Raw genomic sequence first — 21863 nt, forward strand, 5'->3', positions numbered from 1 at the left:
AAAAAAAGTGTTTCACATCAGGTGTTTCACCCTATTTTTGCAAAAAACCATAAAACAGCATAAAATTCTTATTATGAGATATTTATACTATTTAACCTAAAGCTTTTGTACTGTTTCAAAGTGTTTCACTCATTTTGTCAAATTGCTATATATCAATAGGTTAACCTAAAAGAGTGTTTCATGTGTTTCACTAATTTATGAAACACTTTGCCGCCCTTTTTTAACGTAATAACCGTTACTATCCCGGCCAGATAATGGCACCATCTGCACATTTGCACACCTGCATATTTGCACATTAAAAAATACCCTTACCTTTGACCGTAATGAGCAGAGGAGCAAAGAACCAGGTTTTTGAAAACGTTACCATTATTGATATTGCCGAAGAGGGCAAGGGGATAGGCAAGGCAGATGATTTTGTGTTGTTTGTTGAAAAAGCCGTACCCGGCGATGTGGTGGATGTGCAGGTGTACCGTAGTAAAAAGAACTTCGGCGAGGCTAAGATCATAGGCCTTAAACAACCCAGCGAACATCGTGTAGAACCTTTCTGCGAACATTTTGGCACCTGCGGCGGCTGCAAATGGCAGCACATGACGTATAATGCCCAACTGCAATTCAAACAAAAATCAGTAAGCGACGCGCTGAGTCGCCTGGCTAAAATAGAGGTGGGCGATATGCTGCCCATAGTGCCCTCGCCCGCCGACAGGTACTACCGTAATAAGCTGGAGTTTACGTTCAGCAACAAACGCTGGCTGTACGATGGCGAGAGCCGCGAGGATGAAACGCTGAACATGAACGCGCTGGGCTTTCACATCCCCGGCCGTTTTGATAAGATACTTGATGTGCACCACTGCTACCTGCAAGCCGACCCAAGTAACGATATCCGCAACCGTATTGATGAATTCGCCAAGCAAAAAGGATATACTTATTATGACCTGCGTAACCATACCGGCGCGCTGCGTAACCTAATTATCCGCACCAGCACCACCGGCGAACTGATGGTGATCGTAGTGTTCGCCTACCCAACCGAGGAGGAGGTGAACAAGCTAATGAATTTTGTTGAGGTAGAGTTCCCGGAGATAACCTCACTGCTATACATACTTAACGAAAAAAAGAACGATACCATTTTTGATCAGGATGTGGTAGCCTGGAATGGTCCGGAGTATATACATGAGGAGATGCTGGGCATTAAGTTCCGCATTGGACCGAAATCATTCTACCAAACCAACAGCATACAGGCCCTGCGCCTCTACGAAATAACCCGCGATTTCGCCGAATTTAAAGGCGACGAACTGGTGTATGATCTGTACACCGGCGCGGGCACCATTGCCAACTTTATAGCTAGCCATGTGCGCGAGGTGGTGGGGGTAGAGTATGTTCCCAGCGCTATTGAAGACGCCAAAATTAACAGCGCCATCAACAACATCACCAACACCAAATTTTATGCGGGTGATATGAAGGATGTGCTCTCTGCCGAGTTTGTGGCAGCGCACGGCAAGCCGGATGTTATTATAACCGATCCGCCGCGGGCGGGCATGCACCCGGATGTGGTGGCGCGGCTAATGGAAATTGAAGCCGAAAAGATAGTTTACGTAAGCTGCAATGCCGCCACCCAGGCCCGTGACCTGCTGGTGCTGAAAGAGAAATACGATACGGTGAAGATACAGCCGGTAGATATGTTTCCGCATACCCAGCATGTGGAGAATGTGTTGTTGTTGGTGTTGAGGGGTTAGAGATTGAAGATTAGAGATTAGTTAATTAGATAGCCAAATCAAGAAATCCATGAATCTTATAGATCATGGTTCAGATTATATATGGAACCGGAAGAATTGCTTAATGAGGGGCGCGGGGAAGCGCAAAAGCCGGCGGCTGATAGTCCGCTGGTTAGTTTACAGCGCGATTTGAAAATGTTTAGTGAATCCATCCACGAAGTGGCTGTGGAGATCATGGTGGAAGGGTTATCTAAGTACCCCATCTTCGTAGCGCATCAGCATGAAATTAAACTGGGTGAATTGATATTAGACAGGTTCGAGCTAAACTCGGAGTGGAGCATACACGCCTCAACCCTTGAAGAGTTTTTGGAGCGGGGCATAGTTAAACCCGAATTGAAGCAACGCTTTATAGATACTTACAAAAGCCCCAAAGATTTTATGTGTGTATTTGTGGTAGTACCCGAAGGGGCAAACTTTGTGTTTGTGCCGTATGAATAGGGATAGTATATTTACATGAATTAAAGCGCCATGCCAGATCAACCCATACTTATATTAAATAAGCAGCAGATACAGCAAAAAATAGATCGTATTGCTTACCAGATACTGGAAGATAATTTCGACGAGAAAGAAATCATCATAGCCGGTATGCTGCCGCGCGGAGGCTTCCTGGCCACACGCCTTAAAAACGTGTTGGATAAGATAGCGCCGTTTAAAAGCATGGTGCTAACTATCGACCTCGACCGCTTCAGCAGCAGCCTTAACGCTAAGATAGATTTTGATATACAGCAGTGTAATAATAAGGTAGTTATTTTGGTAGATGATGTGCTTAACAGCGGTAAGTCGCTGGCTTATGGGTTCGGGGTTTTCCTGGATGTGCCGCTTAAAAAATTACGCACCGTTGTACTGGTAGATCGTAACCATAAAAATTTCCCCATTACTACCGATTATTCGGGCATAGCACTATCTACCATTATTAAACAACACATTGATGTGGTGCTTAGCGAGAATGGGGAAGAGGATGCGGTTTATCTGAGGTAGAGCCCTATTTGATTGCTTGCGAATAGCTTATGCCGTAGCGCTCAATTGCCGTAGGCTGTACTTTTGTCTTTGACACAAAAGTAACCAAAAAGTCAAGTCAGGACGATCGCTTCCACTACACAGGCCAGACTCCCGGCCGCGCGCCCTGACAGCCCCACGCTTTTTTTGATTCTCATTAATTAGCAATTTTTTGGTTCTGTCCGAAACCGTCAGCCAAACAGCGCCTCCCGCGGCGAATGAGCGGGCGATGTTATCGTGTACCCGAAGTATCATTCAAAACAAAAAGGCCAACCCTATGGTCAGCCTTTCTAAATTACACCGTCAATTTCTTATACTTTATCCTTTTTGGCGCAATATCACCTAAACGTTTTTTGCGGTTCTCTTCATAATCAGAGTAATTACCCTCAAAGAAATACACCTGCGAGTTACCCTCAAAAGCCAGTATGTGCGTGCATATACGGTCCAAAAACCAACGGTCGTGGCTGATTACTACCGCGCAGCCGCCAAAGTTTTCTAAAGCTTCTTCTAAAGCACGCAGCGTATTTACGTCGATATCATTGGTAGGCTCATCCAGCAGCAAAACGTTGCTTCCTTTTTTTAGAGTGATAGATAAATGCACCCGGTTACGCTCGCCGCCCGATAGCACACCCACTTTTTTCTGCTGATCTGCTCCGTTAAAGTTAAAGCGCGATACATAGGCCCGGGAGTTTAGCGGACGGTTGCCTACCATAATGGTTTCCAGTCCGCCGGTTACGTTTTCCCATACAGATTTGTTGGGGTCAAGGTCGTCATGCAGTTGGTCCACATAGCCCAAGTGCACGGTTTCGCCAACGCGGAAGGTGCCCGCATCGGGCTGGTCCTGCCCGGTAATTAAGCGGAACAGTGTGGTTTTACCTGCGCCATTTGGCCCTATGATACCTACAATTCCTGCAGGGGGTAGGGAGAAGTTCAGGTTATCAAACAATAATTTATCGCCATAACTTTTGCTTACGCCGTTGGCTTCTATAACGATGTTACCCAAACGCGGGCCGGGCGGAATAAACAGCTCCAGTTTTTCTTCGCGCTCTTTGGTTTCTTCGGAGGCTAATTTATCATAGTTGGATAGGCGGGCTTTCGATTTGGTGTGCCTGCCTTTCGGACCCATGCGCACCCATTCCAGTTCGCGCTCTAATGCTTTTTGGCGCTTGCCTTCGGTTTTATCTTCCTGTGCCAGGCGTTTTGCTTTTTGGTCAAGCCATGAAGAATAATTGCCTTTCCATGGAATGCCCTCGCCGCGGTCAAGCTCCAGTATCCAGCCGGCAACATTGTCAAGGAAGTAACGATCGTGCGTTACAGCTATAACGGTGCCTTTATATTGTTTTAGATGCTGTTCCAGCCAATCAATAGATTCGGCATCAAGGTGGTTGGTAGGCTCATCCAGCAATAAAACATCAGGTTCTTTTAACAGTAACCTACACAAAGCCACCCGGCGGCGCTCGCCTCCGGATAGTACCGATATTTTAGTATCAGGCTCAGGACAGCGCAAGGCATCCATGGCTCGTTCAAGTTTAACGTCCAGTTCCCAGGCGTTTACGGCATCTATCTGATCCTGCAGCTCGCCCTGGCGGGCCATCAGCTTATCCATTTTATCGGCATCGCTATAGTACTCTTCCAGGCCAAATTTTTCGTTTATCTCTTCGTATTCTTTTAGCAGTGCGGTGGTTTCGCTCACACCTTCTTCAACTACTTCGCGTACAGTTTTGTTGGGATCGAGCTCAGGCTCCTGGCTAAGGTAGCCAACAGTATAGCCCGGCGAAAACACAACCTCGCCAATATTTGTCTTATCTATGCCCGCGATAATTTTTAGCAGGGACGATTTCCCCGACCCATTTAACCCTATAACGCCAATTTTAGCGCCATAAAAAAAGCTCAGGTAAATGTTTTTTAATACTGTTTTTTGCGGGGGATATACTTTGCTTACCCCGGCCATTGAAAATATGATCTTCTCGTCTGCCACCGTGTTTAATTATTGAATATGTGAATTAGTGATTGAGTGAATAGGCTTTTTTTGATAGGTAAATATCGATGCAAATATGGGCAATAGTATAGCTAAGTGCAAACCGAAAACTATAAACTAACCCATGCGAGAAATGTTCTGTTTTTTTGGCGTTACATTTTTTATAAGTAGAATCACCTGACCTACCCCGACCCCCATTTAACCCCAACTAGGCTAAGGCAATCTGCTCATCCTCTAATCCTACGCATCATGGTTCAGACACCCTGCGCAACCGATATACTCAAACTGCCAACTGCAAACGCCCACTGCAAACTAAACACCCCATGCCGTAATGTCATCTCACCTGACTAAACTGCTTATTTTTCCACAATTGTGCAATTTCATTCCTTTTTTGGTTAAACTATTACTGTTTGTTCATATCAAACAGGTAGTTAACTACGTTATTAATGTAAAATTTACACGCTGTTAACTAATTTTTAAAAGATAAATGTTGCATAAAGTTTAACTTTTAATAGATTGCACATCATAATAGTGTCTGTTTAATTGTTAAGTGAAAAAGTTGGCAACAATATTGTTGATAATTATGGAAAACAACGCGTTCTAACTGTAGAAACAAATTAATATATTAGAACGTATAATAAGAATATATATGGAAGCAAAATTTTCGCCACGGGTTAAGGATGTGATACAATACAGCAGGGAAGAGGCATTGCGCCTTGGGCATGACTATATTGGTACAGAGCACCTGCTACTTGGGCTTATCCGTGATGGTGACGGTGTAGCTATAAAGCTGCTTAGAGAACTGGCTGTTGATACGGCCAGATTGCGCCGTTCTGTCGAAGACGCTGTAAAAGGAACTATAGGAACTAATGTACATATTGGCAGCATACCACTAACCAAACAAGCCGAAAAAGTATTAAAGATAACTTACCTGGAAGCTAAAATTTTTAAAAGCGATGTAATAGGTACCGAGCATTTATTGTTATCTATTTTGCGCGATGAAGATAATATCGCATCGCAAATACTGATGCAGTTTAATGTTAATTACGAAGTGTTTAAAGGCGAGGTAGAATCGCATAAAAACAATGTGACCGATGAGATGCCCGGTTCATCAACCGGCGGTGAGGATGATTTTAAAGAAGAAGAAGCATTTAATCAGCCTAAAAAAGTATCAGACATTAAATCAAAAACCCCTGTATTGGACAACTTTGGCCGCGATTTAACTCGTGCTGCCGAAGATGGTAAACTTGATCCGATTGTAGGCCGTGAGAAAGAAATTGAGCGTGTATCGCAAATTCTTTCTCGTCGTAAAAAGAACAACCCGATATTAATTGGTGAGCCGGGCGTTGGTAAATCTGCTATTGCCGAAGGTTTAGCTTTAAGAATTGTTCAGCGTAAGGTATCGCGTGTATTGTTTAACAAACGCGTGGTTACTTTAGACCTGGCTTCGTTAGTGGCAGGTACCAAATACCGCGGACAGTTTGAAGAGCGTATGAAAGCCGTTATGAACGAGCTGGAAAAATCGCCGGATGTTATTTTGTTTATTGACGAAATACATACCATTGTTGGTGCAGGTGGTGCCTCAGGTTCGCTGGATGCATCGAATATGTTTAAACCGGCTTTGGCCCGTGGAGAGATACAATGTATTGGTGCCACAACTTTAGATGAGTATCGCCAGTATATTGAGAAAGATGGAGCTTTAGACCGTCGTTTCCAGAAAGTAATGGTTGAGCCGGCTACGCCTGATGAAACTGTTGAAATACTAAACAGGATCAAAGAAAAATACGAAGAGCATCATGGTGTAACTTATACCGATGAAGCTATTGAGGCTTGTGTAGCTTTAACTACAAGATATATTACAGACAGGTTCTTGCCGGACAAGGCTATTGATGCTTTGGATGAATCAGGATCGCGCGTTCACTTAACCAATATCCACGTTCCGCCGGAAATTTTGGATATTGAAAATAAGATTGAGCTGATTAAAGTTGAGAAAAATAAAGTAGTACGCAGCCAGAAATATGAAGAGGCCGCAAAACTGCGCGATACCGAAAAGCATTTGCTGGAAGAATTGGAGCAGGCTAAAGCGATATGGGAAGCCGAAACAAAATCAAAACGTTATACTGTAACTGAAGATAATGTTGCCGAGGTTGTATCTATGATGACAGGTATACCTGTTCAAAAAGTAGGACAAACTGATAGTCAGAAATTGTTAAACATGAGCGGCACTATTGGCAACAAGATTATAGGCCAGGAAGACGCGATAAAGAAACTGACCCGTGCCATACAACGCACACGTGCCGGATTAAAAGATCCTAAAAAGCCAATTGGCTCGTTTATTTTCTTAGGCCCTACAGGTGTTGGTAAAACAGAGCTGGCTAAAGAGCTTGCCCGTTTTATGTTTGATACCGAGGACGCGCTGATACAAATTGATATGAGCGAGTACATGGAAAAATTCGCTGTGTCTCGTTTAGTTGGAGCGCCTCCGGGCTATGTGGGTTATGAAGAAGGCGGACAATTGACAGAGAAAGTACGCCGCAAACCATACGCGGTTGTATTGCTTGATGAAATTGAAAAAGCTCACCCGGATGTATTTAACATACTATTGCAGGTGTTAGACGAAGGACAGTTAACTGATTCTTTGGGCCGTAAGGTTGATTTCAGAAACGCGATCATCATCATGACCTCGAACATTGGCGCGCGCCAGTTGAAAGATTTTGGACAAGGTGTAGGTTTTAACACTAATGCTAAAACAACACAGGCCGATTCGCACTCAAGAGGTGTGATAGAGAACGCTTTAAAACGTGCTTTCGCTCCGGAATTTTTAAACCGTATTGATGACGTTATTGTATTTAACTCGCTTGGCGAAGATGAAATATTTAAGATCATTGATATTGAGTTAGCTTCATTATTTGGCCGTGTTAACAGCTTAGGTTATAAAATTGAGCTGACCGAAGCAGCCAAAAAGTTTATTGCCGAAAAAGGATATGATTCGCAATTTGGCGCCCGCCCGTTAAAGCGCGCCATCCAAAAACATTTGGAGGACCCAATTGCCGAAGAAATACTAAAGGGCGAGATGCACGAAGGCGATACCATGATGGTTGACTACGATAAAGAAGCCGACGAGATAAAAATATCTCCTAAGAAGGCTTCTAATAAAAAGCCGAAACAGGAAGAGCAGAATTAAGCTTTCAATAATATGAAGAGCCCCCGAAGTCGGGGGCTCTTTTTGTTTATATAATGGTGGATGTCGGAACTCCGTTAAAGAGTGGGCGTAAAGCCTTAACATGATGCCTCCGTTATTTTTTTTAAATTAATCAAACTAAATATTAAACCTTTTCGTTTTAAAATAATCTTAGATACGGATAAATAACTTACTATGAAAAAAATATTATCAATCGCATGCGTTGTCCTGATTGTGGCAGCATTAACATCCTGTAAAAAAACGTACGTAACTAATGTTACACCTAATTCAACCTACCTGGTTACTATTCCGGCAAGCAGTTGGATGCAGACTACAGACGGTAAATCAGATTCGGTTTCTATTAAAGCGCCGGCAATAGATAACTTTTTTAATAACAATGGCGCTACACTGGTTTATTTCTCTTTCTTTAAAGGAGTATACGAGCAAATACCGGAAGTTTATAATAATGTATCATACAGCTACTTCCATTACACCGGTAACTTGGTATTATACTCGCAGCCAGTTGGCGGTGGCGTACCGGTTAAACCAACCAGTGATATTACGGTGAAGTTGGTATTGATACCGTCTGAATAAGAAATTTGCGTTAAAACAGGAAAGGCTAACCGTTTGGTTAGCCTTTTTTTATCGACAAGTATTTTTTATTTCTCCATCTGCTCAATAACAGCCTGTGTTACTCCCGTAAAAGAGAACCCGCCATCATGAAAAAGATTTTGCATGGTAACCATTTTGGTTAGATCAGAGAATAAGGTAACAACGTAATCGGCACATTGGTCCGCATCTGCATTACCAAGCGGACTCATTTTCTCTGCATAATTAATAAAGCCGTCAAATCCTTTAACGCCTGAGCCGGCAGTAGTGCGGGTTGGCGATTGCGATACGGTGTTAACACGCACATGTTTCTTGGTGCCATAATAGTAGCCAAAATTACGGGCAATGCTTTCCAGCACCGCTTTGTTATCGCTCATGTCATTGTAGTCAGGGAATACGCGTTGCGCGGCAATGTAGGTTAACGCTACAACAGATCCCCATTCGTTAATGGCATCCATTTTCATGGCAGTTTGCAACACGCGGTGCAAGCTTAATGCCGATATATCAAAACCCTTGTGGGTAAACTCGTAATTGTTTTCATAATAAGGAATGCCCTTGCGCACGTTGACGCTCATTCCTATAGAGTGCAGGATAAAATCTACCGGGCCGCCAAAGTGCTCCATTGCTTGGGTAAACAGGGCTTCAATATCTGCAGCAACTGTAACGTCGGCAGGGATAACCGGGGCCTTGATCTCTTCGGCCAACTTATTTATGGTGCCCATGCGCAAAGCGATAGGAGCATTGGTTAATACAATTTCGGCGCCTTCGGCATAACAATGCTGGGCGGTTTTCCAGGCGATAGAGTTTTCATCCAGTGCGCCAAAAATGATTCCTTTTTTGCCTTTTAGTAAATTATAAGCCATGTTTTATTTTTTGTTTATAATGGTGGCAAAGGTAGGTATTTCCACAATTACAATTAAATATAAAAAGCTGTCATATCGAACATAGTGAGAGATCTTATACATCAAGCTATGATTGCTCCTATAAGATTTCTCCTCGTACCTCGTCGAAATAACAATCTGTTTTAGTTTTGATAGGTAATTAACACGGAAAGATCCTCATTGCCTGCCGGTTTTAAGCCGTGACTGCTGCCGGGCAATGTGAGTATGGCATCGCCGGTAATAACAGGGATAGTTTTGCCGTTCATTTGCAGGTCGCCTTTGCCGCTTAGTATATAGTAAATTTCCTGCTGTTCCTGTAAGTGATATCCAATGGATGAACCCGGGTGCAATATCCGTTTACGAAAAGCCATCTTACCACCCTTAAATTTACTAAAGAATGGGAATGCCGTTGTTTTACCCCCGCCATCATGCGGCCCCGCATCATCAATGGCAATGTCTTTTTCATGATTAAGTATGTAGCCGGTATCCTGCTGTTTAAAAGCAAATCCCGCCAGGAAAAATAAGGAAAACGCTAAAACGGTGATGATAAAGGTGGGGAGATGAAATTTAATTTTCATAGTGTTATATTTAATTGTCATTTCTGAAATGACATAGGTTTTATATTAGTTATACTTTACACTATCGTTCCCCCTTTTTAGGGGGTTAGGGGGCCAACAATTCCCTCGCATTCTGCAACGCGCTTTCGCCCGGTTTATCGCCGCTTAGCATTTTGGCTATTTCTAAAATACGCTCGTTTTTGTCTAATTGTTTAATACGGGTATAGGTGGTTGCTGCTTCGTCATCTTTGTAAACAAAATAATGGCTATTACCCTTGCTGGCAATTTGCGGTAGGTGTGTAATGGTTATAACCTGTAAATTATTGGATAACTGCTCCATGATCTGCCCCACTTTATTAGCCACTTCGCCGGATACTCCTGTATCTATCTCATCAAAAATTATAGTAGGCAATGCTGTGTTTTTAGCGATAAGGGATTTAATGCTCAGCATCAATCGCGAAAGTTCTCCGCCTGATGCTACTTTACTCATTTCTGCCAGGGCATGACCCTTATTGGCCGAGAACAAGAAACGTACTATATCAATCCCGTTCTTTGTTAACTCTGATACTGTTGTACACTCAATTTTAAGCGCCGAATTACTCATCCCCATTTCAGCCAAAGTTTGCAACACCTGATCCTCAATAACCGGGATGGCTTTTGATCTGTTTGCCGATAATTGAGCCGCCAATTCTTCCAATTCTTTTTTATCGGCATTAAGTTTCTGTTGTAATTTCTCAATTACCTCGTCACCAAAAACGGCCTGTTGTATCTTGCCCGATAATTCATCCTGCAGCTCCAATAATTCGGCATTGGTGTTTACACGGTGTTTCTTCTGCAGGTTGTAGATCAGGCTAAGGCGGATATTGATATCTACAGCGCGGGCCTCATTGGTATGGGTGTGTTGCTCTATGTTTTCTATCTCGGCTGAAATATCTTTTAGTTCAATAATGGTACTATTTAACCGTTCCTGCAATTCTTCAATTTGCGGGTTAAATTTTATTAGCGCGGCTAATTGTTGCCCGGCCTCACGCAATTGCACCAGCGCGGCTGCATCACTATCCTGCATCAGGTAATTGGCGCCTAACAGGTTGCGTTTTATTTCTTCGGCATTGTTTAAGGCATATAGTTCCTGCTCTAATTGTTCCTGCTCGTGGGTTGACAGGCCGGCCTTTTCTAATTCATCATATTGAAACTGGTAATAATCCAGGTCGGCTTTAGCTTTATCGCTTTCGTCTATCAGTTGCTGTAGTTTAGCTGTGGATTTTTTATAAGCACGGAATTTGGTTTGATACTCACCCAGCAAATCCGGATGCTTAGCCACCGAATCAACCACCAGTAATTGAAATTCAGGGTCGTTAATCTCGAGTGTAGCATGCTGCGAGTGTATGTCTATTAGCTTTTCGCCCAATAGTTTGAGCGAGTTTAAATTTACCGGTGTGTCATTAACAAAAGCACGTGATTTACCATCGGCAGATATTTCTCGCCTTAAAACGGTTTCGGCTTCGTAATCAAGGTCATTATCTTCAAAAAATGTTTTAAGATGAAAATCGGCAATTTTAAATGTGCCTTCAATAACGCATTTCTTTTGCTGGTTAAAAAAGTACCGGCTCTCTGCCCGTTGCCCTAAAATAAGCGACAGCGCACCTAATATAATTGATTTACCCGCGCCGGTTTCGCCGGTGAGTATATTTAAACCACCATCAAAACTAATTTCAAGGTTATCAATAAGGGCATAATTACTTATACTGAGTTTTTGAAGCATAAAAAAAGTATCCTTGTTTGGAGGATACTAAATTACAATTTAGGTTAAATAGTTAGGTAGTAAGTTTAATAAATAAAGAGGGCTCGCCCCTCTTTATTTATTAACTATAAACTGATCTTATTAAAAATAAGCATGGATTACAGCACAATATTAATTACCTCGTCAATTCTCGACATTAATTGTGCCTTTTGTTTTGTAGAAAAGTCTTTGGTCAATATATCTACGGCTTCAATAATTTTGATGCCGGTAAATTCATTTATGGCTTCAATAGCTTTTTCGTTATCTAATTTTGATATGGCTGATAAAATAATTTCCTAAGTTATTTTATATTCTTCCATTAGCTTACTTAGCCATATCTTTTATAAAAAATTAATTACAATGGTGATCTTTCTGGTTTTTCAGGAGCCTCCGGCTTTTCCGGAACTTCTGGTACCGGCGCTGGCGGTACAGGGGCCTCAATTACTTCTTTGCCATCAATTTTTTTGATTTTTTTAAACTGTTTTATTTTTAGGTATTTCTTTGGTATTGGCGCATACTTGATCTTTGGATTATATACCGGCTCTTTTATTTTAATTTCTGCCATCTTTTTTTTCCATTCAGGGCTGTCAAAGTATTTGCCCATATCTTCGCCGCTTTTCTGTATATCCTCTATTTGCTTTTTCCACTCGGGGCTATCATAGTATTTGCCCATGTCTTCGCCACTTTTCTGTATATCCTCAATTTGTTTTTTCCACTCAGGGCTGTCATAAAATTTGGCCATATCCTCGCCGCTTTTCTGCATTTCTTCTATATGCTTTTTCCATTCAGGGCTGTTAAACTGTTTAGCCATTTTTTCGCCTTGCAGTGCAACCAACTCTTGTTGCTTTTTAAACTGCTTGCTGTTAACCATTTTAGCCATCGCCATTGATTTCTCTACCAATACCTTTTGTTTCTGTTTCCATTCAGGGCTGTTAAATTTTTTGGCCATTAGCAACCCTTGTTTTTTCATTAGTTCGGCTTGTTTTTTCCATTGGTCGCTTGTATATAATTTTTTCAAAGCGAACCGTGCAGAGTCATCCATTGCCATTTTTAAATCAACAGTATTACCTAAAAAATCGTTACGGTCTTCTACAGGTAGTTCATTTACAGAGTTGTATTCTTTCTTATTGCCTTTTTCGTCTTCAATTACAATTTTATATTTTTTGTTTTTGATGGTGGTGTCATTTAGGCGGTTAAACCTGGTAGAGTCGTTATAATATTTAATACTCAAGCTTCTTTTATGCTTAAGTGGGGCAGCAGGCAAAGCAGGCGCCGCTACTGCAGGGGGAGCGCTGATAGCTGCTTTAATCATCTTTATGGCAGGGGCATTTTTAATAATTACCTTGCCATTTTTAATTTCGGGGTTCAGCCAGGCTATGCTGCTAATACTACAGGTAAGGGCCAGTACGGTTATTAGTACGGGGCGTATATTTACGGTTTGTGTTTTAGTTTTCATGATGCGTTCAATTCTGTTTAACAATTCATACTTTTTTCTGGTAGCGGCAAGGGCCAGTTGCCACTGATGGTGTTTATTCTCCTCGAGTTTTAAAAGCGCTTGTGCATATATAAACGGACTACCGGTAACGTGCACAACTACGTCATCGCAGCAATTTTCTCTTTCTTCGTTAATAATTTTATTTACTAACCTGGCGAAAGGGTTAAAGAATAAAAGGATGCTCATAACCTGTTGTATAAAATTTAACAGGTAATCGTTCCTTTTAATATGGGCCAGTTCATGAAGCAATATGGCCTCAATTTCGTCGGTCGACAGGTAGCAGGTAATAGATAGCGGCAATAGGATAATTGGTTTAATAAAACCTGTAATACAGGGCACATCAACCCATTCGCTAAAAGCGGCTTGTACATTGTTTTTCACATCAAGCTTTGCGGATAGGCGTTTAATGGTGTTTTCAAAACCTGCATCACTAATATTTTGCCTTATACGGTAAATGCTGTTCCAGGCAAGTGTTAATCTAAGTGTGTTAAATACTAAGCCAACAACATATAGCATTGTTAAGTAAGGCATATAATTAGATATGGTAAAGTAAAACCGGTTAGCCGGCGCGCTTACCTCATGCATAATTGCAGGCAATGTTAATGGTGATATTTGCAGCGCCGTTGTTGATAGCCAGTTATAATTACCCAATTCTTTAAATAAGGTAACAATAAACCAGCCCAGCGTAATAGCAAGCGCGCTGTAGGCAACACGATATTTAACTGCCGATGACGTTGCCGGAAATGCCAGCACAAACAAGCGTAATGCTATATAAATAACTAACCCCTGCCACACCGAGTGGATAATGGTTATACCTAAAACCTGGCTGATGTTATAAAACAGATTTTCCATAATTTTAATTTTTACTTATTGCTATGCCTAATCTCTAATTAGCTAATTTCTACTCTCAAATTGCTGCAAATATTTTTTGATCGCATCAATCTCGTCAGACGATGCACGATGCTGACCAAGCGCCTGGATAACCAGGTCTGCGGTCGAGCCTTTAAATACAGTATCCAGAATTTTATCCAGCGCGGTATTCTGTGCCTGTTCGCGGCTTATCACTGCTGTATATACGTGGGTTTTAGAATTGGTGTCGCGTACAACCAAACCCTTATCAGCCATTATCTGCATTAGCTTAAGGGTGGTGGTATACCCGGCATCTTTGTTTTTTGCCAGCTCTTCATGCACGTCACGCACGGTGCATTGGCCTTTCTTCCAAATTACCTGTAATATTTCAAGCTCGCTTTCTGTTGGTTTCATTTCCATATTTTCCTGTTCTACGAATATCTTCGTACAAAGATGTACGATATATTTCGTATATGCAAATAATATTTAAATTATTTTATAAAAAAATAGTTAAGTAATTATCGCTTATATATATAAGTCGTTTAAAAAGAAGAAATGTTACAGAAAAAAATATTTTTTGGAAAAAATATTCCCTTTGGTTGGTTGGCTTTGGTCCTTGCAGCAATGCAGGGCAATCGCTTTTAAAATTGCAGGCAGGCATAGCTCCAAAATACAAGTATTGGTTTGGCTAAAGCCCGCCTGTAATTATAAACTTAACCAGGTTGGCTGAAGCCAACGGCAATGAAAAAACTATTTTTGCTATCATTGCAAAAGAATTAGCACCGGCTTTAGCCAAAAAATCGCCATTTATGGGTAAATGACCTGTTTGGCACAGCCAATTTTAAAGGCGATTTCCTTGTGCAGCAATCCGGTTAGGGAAGGGTAGATTATAAACCTGTAGTAAGTCTTCCTATAATCTGTTTAGCTGTAAGCTTCTCCTGCACGCCCGAAGTCATATCTTTAAAGGTAAGCATGCTGCTTTGCATTTCGTCACTGCCAATTACAACCGTGTAAGGTATATTCTTATTATTGGCATAATCTAATTGTTTTTTGATTTTGGCGCCGGCAGGATAAAGTTCTGTGTTGATGTTATTATCGCGCAGCTGTTGTAATAACGGTAGGGCATACAGTTCACCATCCTTATCAAAACAACATATTAAAACCTGTGTACTTTGGTTGGCATCCGCCGGAAAAATATTAAGCTCTTCCATCACATCATAAATACGGTCGGCACCAAATGATATACCAACACCTGTTAGCCCCTTTAAGCCAAACATGCCGGTCAGATCATCATACCTTCCGCCGCCGCCAATACTGCCCATGGCAACCTCGTTGGTTTTAACTTCGAATATGGCGCCTGTGTAATAGTTCAGGCCACGGGCAAGGGTGATGTCTAATTCGATGGTGCCGTTTTGCAGTTTGAAGTTATCTATATAATTAAATACCTCTTCTATTTCATCGCATCCGGTTAGCCCAATTACAGAATCGGCAAGCGCGACGCGTAAACTTTGCAGTTTTGTAGAGTTAGTACCTTCTAATAAAATAACCGGTTTTAATTTTTCAATGTCATCCGTTGTAAAGCCTTTTTCAAGTAGCTCTTTTATAACATCATCCAGTCCAATTTTATCCAGTTTATCAATGGCTACAGTCAGGTCAATGATGTTATCAATTTTTCCTATAACTTCTGCTATTCCTGATAGGATTTTTCTATTATTAATTTTTATGCTAAAATCCTTTAATCCTAAACTACTTAAAGCCTCATCATAAATCAAAATAAACTCGGCCTCATTTAACAAAGAATCAGATCCTACCACATCAGCATCGCATTGAAAAAACTCGCGGTAGCGCCCCTTCTGCGGCCTGTCTGCGCGCCAAACCGGCTGCACCTGGAAACGCTTGAAAGGGAAGGTGATCTCGTTTTGATGCTGTACTACGTAACGTGCGAAGGGAACAGTTAAGTCGTAACGCAGAGCTTTTTCAGAAATATCCTGAGTTATAAGTTGTGAGTTATGAGTTGTAAGTTTTTGTGGCTCGACCTTAGAAAGATAATCGCCACTATTCAATATCTTAAATATCAGCTTATCCCCTTCATCGCCATATTTTCCCATCAAGGTAGACAGGTTCTCCATCGACGGTGTTTCTATTTGCTGATAGCCATATTTGCGAAAAACGCCTTTAATGGTATCAAAAATAAAATTGCGTTTTACCATTTCGGCAGGCGAAAAGTCGCGGGTTCCTTTAGGTACGGATGGTTTTATAGCGGCCATGCGGCAAATGTACAAAAAAATCAGCCCCAGCCCCCTCTAAATCTCCCCCGGTAGGGGAGACTTTTGATTACTTTTTTTAAGCCCTCCCTACCGGGGAGGGTTTGGGTGGGGCCTATACTCCAACAACTCCATCCTATTACCAAACGGATCAATAAAAGTAAAGCGTATGCGGTTAGGTATTGCGGGCTCTTCGAATATCTGCACGCCATAATCCTCTAAATGCTTACGGGCGGCAGCCAGATCGCTTACCTCAAAAGCCGTATGGCGAAAGGTGCGCGCTATTGGTTTTTCTATGCCTACATGCAGTTCTATATCGGCAACTTTAAACCAATATCCGGGTACTTTAAAAACATGGTCGGGGCGTTGAATGGGGTCCAGACCCAAAACATCTTTATAAAACGCCCGTGCCTCTTCCAGCCTTTCGGGTGCTACGCAAATGTTAATATGGTCGGTGCGTTTAAAGTTTATCATTGTTCTTCGTGTTCGGCAAAAGTAAGTACATAGCCGTTATTGTCTTTTATGGAAAACTCTGTAGCGCCATAAAAAGTTGTTTCCAATCCTTTTAATACGGTTACTTTATCTTTTATCTTTTCATAAAACCCACGTATGTCTTTCAGGTTGATATATAGCAATAATGAACCACCATTTTGTCTTGATATTTCTGGCAGCTCATCAGCCAGGCTTTCATAAGTTTGAAACATCATAGTAACGCTGCCATTTGCCATCATGACCCATACAAGGTTGTCGCCTTCTTCGGGCACAGACATGGTTGTTTTGAAACCAAGCAGCTCATAAAAAGCAACGGTTGCTTTCATATCACTAACGAAAATATTGGGCGATAAGCTTTCCATAATTTTGTGTTGTTTGTTACCCGGTTATGACCAGATAAAGATAACGGATTTCCTAACTTTATCCCATTATAAAAAAAACACTCATTCAATAATTCACTCAATCACTCATTATAAACCATGGGAAAACTTATAGAAGATTTTGAGGCCTACCGCACCAAAATGAATGACAGGATAATGGAATCGTCAAACACCAACATTAAACGATTCTTCGCTTTAGATACCACCACTTATGCCGATGGCGCGCTGGATGTAAAAACCAAGGAAATGCTGGGCCTGGTAGCATCAATGGTGCTGCGTTGCGATGATTGTATTAAATACCACTTAGGCAAATGCCATGAAGCTGGCGTAAAGCATGATGAAATGAACGAGGTGTTTATGATAGCTAATTTGGTTGGTGGGTCGATTGTTATTCCACATTATAGAAGAGCGGTAGAGTATTGGGATGAGTTGTGTTTGGAGTCTTAAGTCTGGAGTCTAAAGTCCTAAGTCTTTTACCTATTGGTTATTCAATATAAAATTGCGACTTTGTATTGTCAACCTAAGTCATTAAAAAATGAGCTCGTTTAGAGATTTGATCGCCTATAAAAAGTCATTTGCATTATCGATGGAAATTTTTTTCCTTACAAAAGGCTTTCCCAAAGAAGAAACTTACAGTCTTATTGACCAAATAAGGCGTTCGTCGAGGGCGGTTTTTGCTTGTATTGCAGAAGCTTACAAAAAGCGAAGATATCCTAATCATTTTGTTAGTAAACTTACAGACGCAGATATGGAAAATGGCGAAACCCAATCCTGGCTTGATGCTTCATTGGCTTGTAGTTATATTACAAATGAAAAGTTTGTCGAATTAAATCAACAGGCCGAAGAAGTATCGCGTTTACTTACGTATATGATAAACAATCCTGATAAATTTAAATAAAAATGACTCAAGACTTCAGACTCAAGACTTCAGACTTAAAAAGATGCTCATGGCCCGGTACAGACCCGCTCTACCTAAAATATCACGACGAAGAATGGGGAAAAGTAACCCATGATGATAAAGTATTATTTGAGTTTTTAATACTCGAAGCAGCACAGGCCGGCTTAAGCTGGATAACCATTTTGCGAAGGCGCGAAGGCTATCGTAAGGCCTTCGCAAATTTTGATGTGCATAAAGTAGCCGCGTTTACTAATGAGGATGTGAAGCGTTTGATGCAGGATGCAGGCATTATCCGTAACCGGTTAAAAATCATCGCCGCTATTAAAAATGCCCAGCTGTTTTTAGAAGTGCAAAAGGAGTTTGGGTCGTTTGATAAATACCTGTACAGTTTTATGCCTGATAGTAAACCGATTATCAATAATTCCGGGATCACACCAGTTACCACCCCCATATCTGATGCCATAAGCAAGGATATGAAAAAGCGGGGCTTTAAATTTTTTGGCAGTACCATTTGCTATGCGCACATGCAGGCAACGGGTATGGTTAATGACCACGTGCCGGGCTGTAGTTTTAAATAACACTAATTGCACGAATTTTTTCGAATTACACGAATTAATGAGCTAATAAATGCCTTTCTTTAGTGGACATAAATGCTATTTTTGCGTAGATCATTGTATGAATACGAAGCGAATTAGTAATTCGTGTAATTCGAAAAAATTCGTGCAATTAGTGAAGAAATTCAATGAAGAAGTTATTTCTATTAGATGGTATGGCCCTGATATACCGGGCGCATTTTGCTTTAAGTAAAACTCCGCGGTTTACTTCGGGAGGTTTAAATACTTCGGCAGTTATGGGTTTTACCAATACTTTGCTGGAGGTATTGAAAAAAGAAAAACCAACCCACATGGCCGTGGTATTTGATACGGATGCACCTACCGAGCGCCATACCGATTTTGCCGCTTACAAAGCACATCGCGAGTCGATGCCCGAAGATCTTTCGGCAGCCATTCCTTATATATTTAAATTGATACTGGGTTTTAACATCCCGGTTATTACATCTGATGGCTACGAAGCTGATGATATTATAGGCACCCTTGCCAAAAAGGCCGAGCAAAAGGGTTACCAGGTTTATTGCATGACACCTGATAAGGATTTTGCACAATTGGTGTCCGACAATATCTTCATTTACAAGCCTGCCCGCATGGGTAATGATATGGAGATATTGGGTGTTAAAGAGGTATTGGCTAAATGGGAAATTGAACGCCCTGAACAGGTTATTGATATTTTGGGTTTATGGGGAGACGCGGTAGACGGTATTCCGGGTATTCCGGGTATCGGCGAAAAGACCGCTAAATTATTGATCAAACAATATGGTTCAGTCGAAGAGATAATTAATCATAGTCACGAATTAAAAGGCAAACTGCGCGAAAATGTGGAGACATTTGCCGAGCAAGGTTTAATGTCGAAAAAGCTGGCTACCATCAACCTAAATTCGCCTGTTGAGTTGGATGAGGCCGGACTGGAAATGTGCGACCCAAGCAGGGAACTATTAGAACCCTTGTTTGCGGAGTTGGAGTTTAGAACTTTAGGCCGACGTGTTTTTGGTGATGATTTCAGCATTACCGAAATTAAAGCAGCAGGCACACAAATTGATCTGTTTGGCTCCCCTGTAGCCGAAGGTCGTACTACTATGACGGTTGATGTGCAGGATATAAAAGAACCTGAATTTGCAGCGGTATCAAAAAATATAAACAACGTTCCGCATCAATATTACCTGGCGGATACTAAAGAAAAGCGGGCCGATCTCATCGCCTTGCTTAAAAAACAAAAAAGCTTCTGCTTTGATACCGAAACTACCGGCACCGATGCCAATAACTGTGAGTTGGTAGGATTGTCATTTGCTATTAAAGCTGCCGAAGGTTGGTATGTACCTGTTCCTGTCGATCAGCAGGAGGTACAGGCCATTGTGAACGAATTTAAGGAGGTGATGGAAGATGCCACTATTGGTAAGATTGGGCAAAACCTGAAGTTTGATATCCTGATGCTTAAATGGTATGACGTACAAATAAAAGGCGACTTGTTTGATACCATGATGGCGCATTATATCATTGACCCCGACACGCGCCACGGCATGGATGTGCTGAGTGAAAACTATTTAGGCTACAAGCCCGTTTCCATTACCGAATTGATTGGCCCCAAAGGCAAGAACCAGGGCAGCATGCGAGACGTGGAGATAGAGAAGATAAAAGAATATGCTGCGGAAGATGCCGATATTACCCTGCAACTAAAAGAGATATTTGAACCAAAGATAAAAGCAGTTGGCGCTGATGACCTGTTACATAAAATTGAGAACCCACTGATATATGTATTGGCTGATATAGAGCACGAGGGTGTAAAAATTGACCATGACACCCTCCGCGAGTTTTCAAAGGACCTGGAAACAGATATAGCGGTTCTGGAAAAAACAGTTTATGAAAAAGCAGGGGTGCGTTTCAATATCGCATCACCGAAACAACTGGGCGAAGTGCTGTTTGAAAAGCTAATGCTTGATCCTAAAGCCAAGAAAACCAAAACCGGCCAATACCAAACCGGCGAGGACGTGCTGCTGGCATTAGCTAACAAAAGCGATATTGTACGCGATATATTAGATTATCGCCAGTTACAAAAACTAAAGTCGACGTATGTTGATGCTTTACCGCAAATGGTAAATCAAAAAACCGGACGGGTGCATACCAGCTACAACCAGGCAGTAGCGGCAACCGGGCGTTTAAGCTCAACCAATCCCAACCTGCAAAATATTCCTATCCGTACCGAGCGTGGGCGCGAAGTGCGTAAGGCATTTATTCCGCGCGATAGCGGGCACAGTATTGTATCTGCGGATTATTCGCAAATAGAGCTGCGCATTATTGCCGAAATAAGCAAGGACGAAAATATGATGGATGCCTTTGTGCGTAACATCGATATCCATACGGCCACTGCCGCCAATGTTTATGGTATAGCGGTTGAAGATGTGGACAGTACCCAGCGCCGCAATGCCAAAGCGGTAAACTTTGGTATCATATATGGGCAGTCGGCATTTGGCTTATCACAAAATTTAGGTATCCCGCGTAAGGAGGCTGCCGAAATTATAGAAAACTACTTTGCCCAGTTTCCCGGCATTAAACGGTATATGAACGATACCATGAACTTTGCCCGCGAAAATGGCTTTGTAACCACCCTGATGGGCCGCAGGCGTTACCTGCGCGATATAAATTCGGCCAACCAAACCGTGCGCGGCTTTGCCGAACGAAATGCCATTAACGCGCCTATACAGGGCTCGGCGGCTGATATGATAAAGATAGCCATGATCAATATCCACCGTGAGTTTAAAGAGCAAAAGTTGGATAGTCGAATGACCATGCAGGTGCATGATGAGTTGGTGTTTGATGTGCCGCATCATGAAATTGAGATTGTTAAGCCTATTATTATGCATAATATGAAAAATGCTATAAAAACTATAGTGCCTATTATTGTTGAGATTGGTACGGGATTGAATTGGTTGGAGGCGCATTGATAATTATACCCTTTTGTCATCCTGCATAGTTCTTCACTACGTTACCTATAATGTGTTTGTTTAAACCTTGTCAGACTTGCGAAATTTTTAAAACTTCGCAAGTCCTCAAAACGTCATTTCACCTTCAGAATTTTGTGGAATTTTACAATACAGAATGGCAATTTCCTAGCACTATCGCACA

Annotated in this window: 18 protein-coding genes; 9 read left to right on the forward strand and 9 right to left on the reverse strand. The window is 41.7% G+C overall.

Annotated elements, in window-relative coordinates:
* Nucleotides 1–323: 323 nt before the first annotated feature.
* The 3 genes from rlmD (at nucleotide 324) to JWR23_RS03600 (ending at nucleotide 2747) form a co-directional block, all read left to right on the forward strand.
* The gene (gene rlmD, locus JWR23_RS03590; protein WP_299513096.1) at nucleotides 324–1730 is read left to right on the forward strand and encodes a 23S rRNA (uracil(1939)-C(5))-methyltransferase RlmD; all 1407 of its coding nucleotides are present in this window, start codon (nucleotides 324–326) and stop codon (nucleotides 1728–1730) included.
* Between the two features lie 81 nt (nucleotides 1731–1811).
* Complete coding sequence (locus tag JWR23_RS03595; protein ID WP_299513098.1) at nucleotides 1812–2207, forward strand: hypothetical protein; 396 nt, start codon at nucleotides 1812–1814, stop codon at nucleotides 2205–2207.
* Nucleotides 2208–2237: 30 nt separating this feature from the next.
* A complete protein-coding gene (locus JWR23_RS03600; protein WP_299513100.1) occupies nucleotides 2238–2747 on the forward strand; it encodes a phosphoribosyltransferase family protein in 510 nt (169 codons plus the stop codon).
* Nucleotides 2748–3060: 313 nt separating this feature from the next.
* On the opposite strand, the gene ettA is transcribed toward JWR23_RS03600, so the two are convergent.
* Entirely contained in the window at nucleotides 3061–4743 is a 1683-nt protein-coding gene (gene ettA / locus JWR23_RS03605; RefSeq protein ID WP_299513102.1) for an energy-dependent translational throttle protein EttA, read from the reverse strand.
* A gap of 649 nt (nucleotides 4744–5392) precedes the next feature.
* Here ettA and JWR23_RS03610 point away from each other — a divergent pair.
* Complete coding sequence (locus JWR23_RS03610) at nucleotides 5393–7927, forward strand: ATP-dependent Clp protease ATP-binding subunit (protein WP_299513104.1); 2535 nt, start codon at nucleotides 5393–5395, stop codon at nucleotides 7925–7927.
* Nucleotides 7928–8119: 192 nt separating this feature from the next.
* Complete coding sequence (locus JWR23_RS03615; protein WP_299513106.1) at nucleotides 8120–8518, forward strand: hypothetical protein; 399 nt, start codon at nucleotides 8120–8122, stop codon at nucleotides 8516–8518.
* 65 nt (nucleotides 8519–8583) lie between these two features.
* Here the strand turns inward: JWR23_RS03615 and JWR23_RS03620 are convergent, their stop codons facing one another.
* From JWR23_RS03620 to JWR23_RS03655, 8 genes are all read right to left on the reverse strand, one after another.
* Nucleotides 8584–9396: an SDR family oxidoreductase gene (locus JWR23_RS03620; protein ID WP_299513108.1), complete on the reverse strand. Its 813-nt coding sequence runs from the start codon at nucleotides 9394–9396 to the stop codon at nucleotides 8584–8586.
* 161 nt (nucleotides 9397–9557) lie between these two features.
* The gene (locus JWR23_RS03625; RefSeq protein ID WP_299513110.1) at nucleotides 9558–9992 is read right to left on the reverse strand and encodes a cupin domain-containing protein; all 435 of its coding nucleotides are present in this window, start codon (nucleotides 9990–9992) and stop codon (nucleotides 9558–9560) included.
* 85 nt (nucleotides 9993–10077) lie between these two features.
* Nucleotides 10078–11733, reverse strand: coding sequence for a DNA repair protein RecN (gene recN / locus JWR23_RS03630; RefSeq protein ID WP_299513113.1), 1656 nt, complete (start codon nucleotides 11731–11733; stop codon nucleotides 10078–10080).
* Between the two features lie 373 nt (nucleotides 11734–12106).
* Nucleotides 12107–14098 (reverse strand): M56 family metallopeptidase, encoded by a 1992-nt coding sequence (locus tag JWR23_RS03635; protein WP_299513116.1) that lies wholly within the window; start codon nucleotides 14096–14098, stop codon nucleotides 12107–12109.
* Nucleotides 14099–14140: 42 nt separating this feature from the next.
* The gene (locus tag JWR23_RS03640; RefSeq protein ID WP_299513118.1) at nucleotides 14141–14509 is read right to left on the reverse strand and encodes a BlaI/MecI/CopY family transcriptional regulator; all 369 of its coding nucleotides are present in this window, start codon (nucleotides 14507–14509) and stop codon (nucleotides 14141–14143) included.
* A 473-nt stretch (nucleotides 14510–14982) separates the two neighbouring features.
* Nucleotides 14983–16362: a histidine--tRNA ligase gene (gene hisS / locus JWR23_RS03645; RefSeq protein WP_299513121.1), complete on the reverse strand. Its 1380-nt coding sequence runs from the start codon at nucleotides 16360–16362 to the stop codon at nucleotides 14983–14985.
* A gap of 87 nt (nucleotides 16363–16449) precedes the next feature.
* A complete protein-coding gene (locus JWR23_RS03650; RefSeq protein ID WP_299513123.1) occupies nucleotides 16450–16833 on the reverse strand; it encodes a VOC family protein in 384 nt (127 codons plus the stop codon).
* On the reverse strand, nucleotides 16830–17213 hold the full coding sequence (locus JWR23_RS03655) for a VOC family protein (RefSeq protein ID WP_299513125.1): 384 nt from the start codon (nucleotides 17211–17213) through the stop codon (nucleotides 16830–16832). Before JWR23_RS03655 ends, JWR23_RS03650 begins: the two co-directional genes overlap by 4 nt.
* Nucleotides 17214–17330: 117 nt before the next feature.
* On the opposite strand from JWR23_RS03655, the gene JWR23_RS03660 reads away from it, so the two are divergent.
* From JWR23_RS03660 to polA, 4 genes are all read left to right on the forward strand, one after another.
* Nucleotides 17331–17678, forward strand: a complete 348-nt coding sequence (locus JWR23_RS03660; protein ID WP_299513127.1) for a carboxymuconolactone decarboxylase family protein — start codon at nucleotides 17331–17333, stop codon at nucleotides 17676–17678.
* Between the two features lie 88 nt (nucleotides 17679–17766).
* The gene (locus JWR23_RS03665; protein ID WP_299513129.1) at nucleotides 17767–18129 is read left to right on the forward strand and encodes a four helix bundle protein; all 363 of its coding nucleotides are present in this window, start codon (nucleotides 17767–17769) and stop codon (nucleotides 18127–18129) included.
* Between the two features lie 2 nt (nucleotides 18130–18131).
* Nucleotides 18132–18707, forward strand: coding sequence for a DNA-3-methyladenine glycosylase I (locus JWR23_RS03670; RefSeq protein ID WP_299513131.1), 576 nt, complete (start codon nucleotides 18132–18134; stop codon nucleotides 18705–18707).
* A gap of 164 nt (nucleotides 18708–18871) precedes the next feature.
* Nucleotides 18872–21682, forward strand: coding sequence for a DNA polymerase I (polA, locus tag JWR23_RS03675; protein ID WP_299513133.1), 2811 nt, complete (start codon nucleotides 18872–18874; stop codon nucleotides 21680–21682).
* Nucleotides 21683–21863: the final 181 nt, after the last annotated feature.

Origin of the sequence: Mucilaginibacter sp. (genome assembly GCF_028288205.1) — a bacterium.
Classification (GTDB): Bacteria; Bacteroidota; Bacteroidia; order Sphingobacteriales; family Sphingobacteriaceae; genus Mucilaginibacter.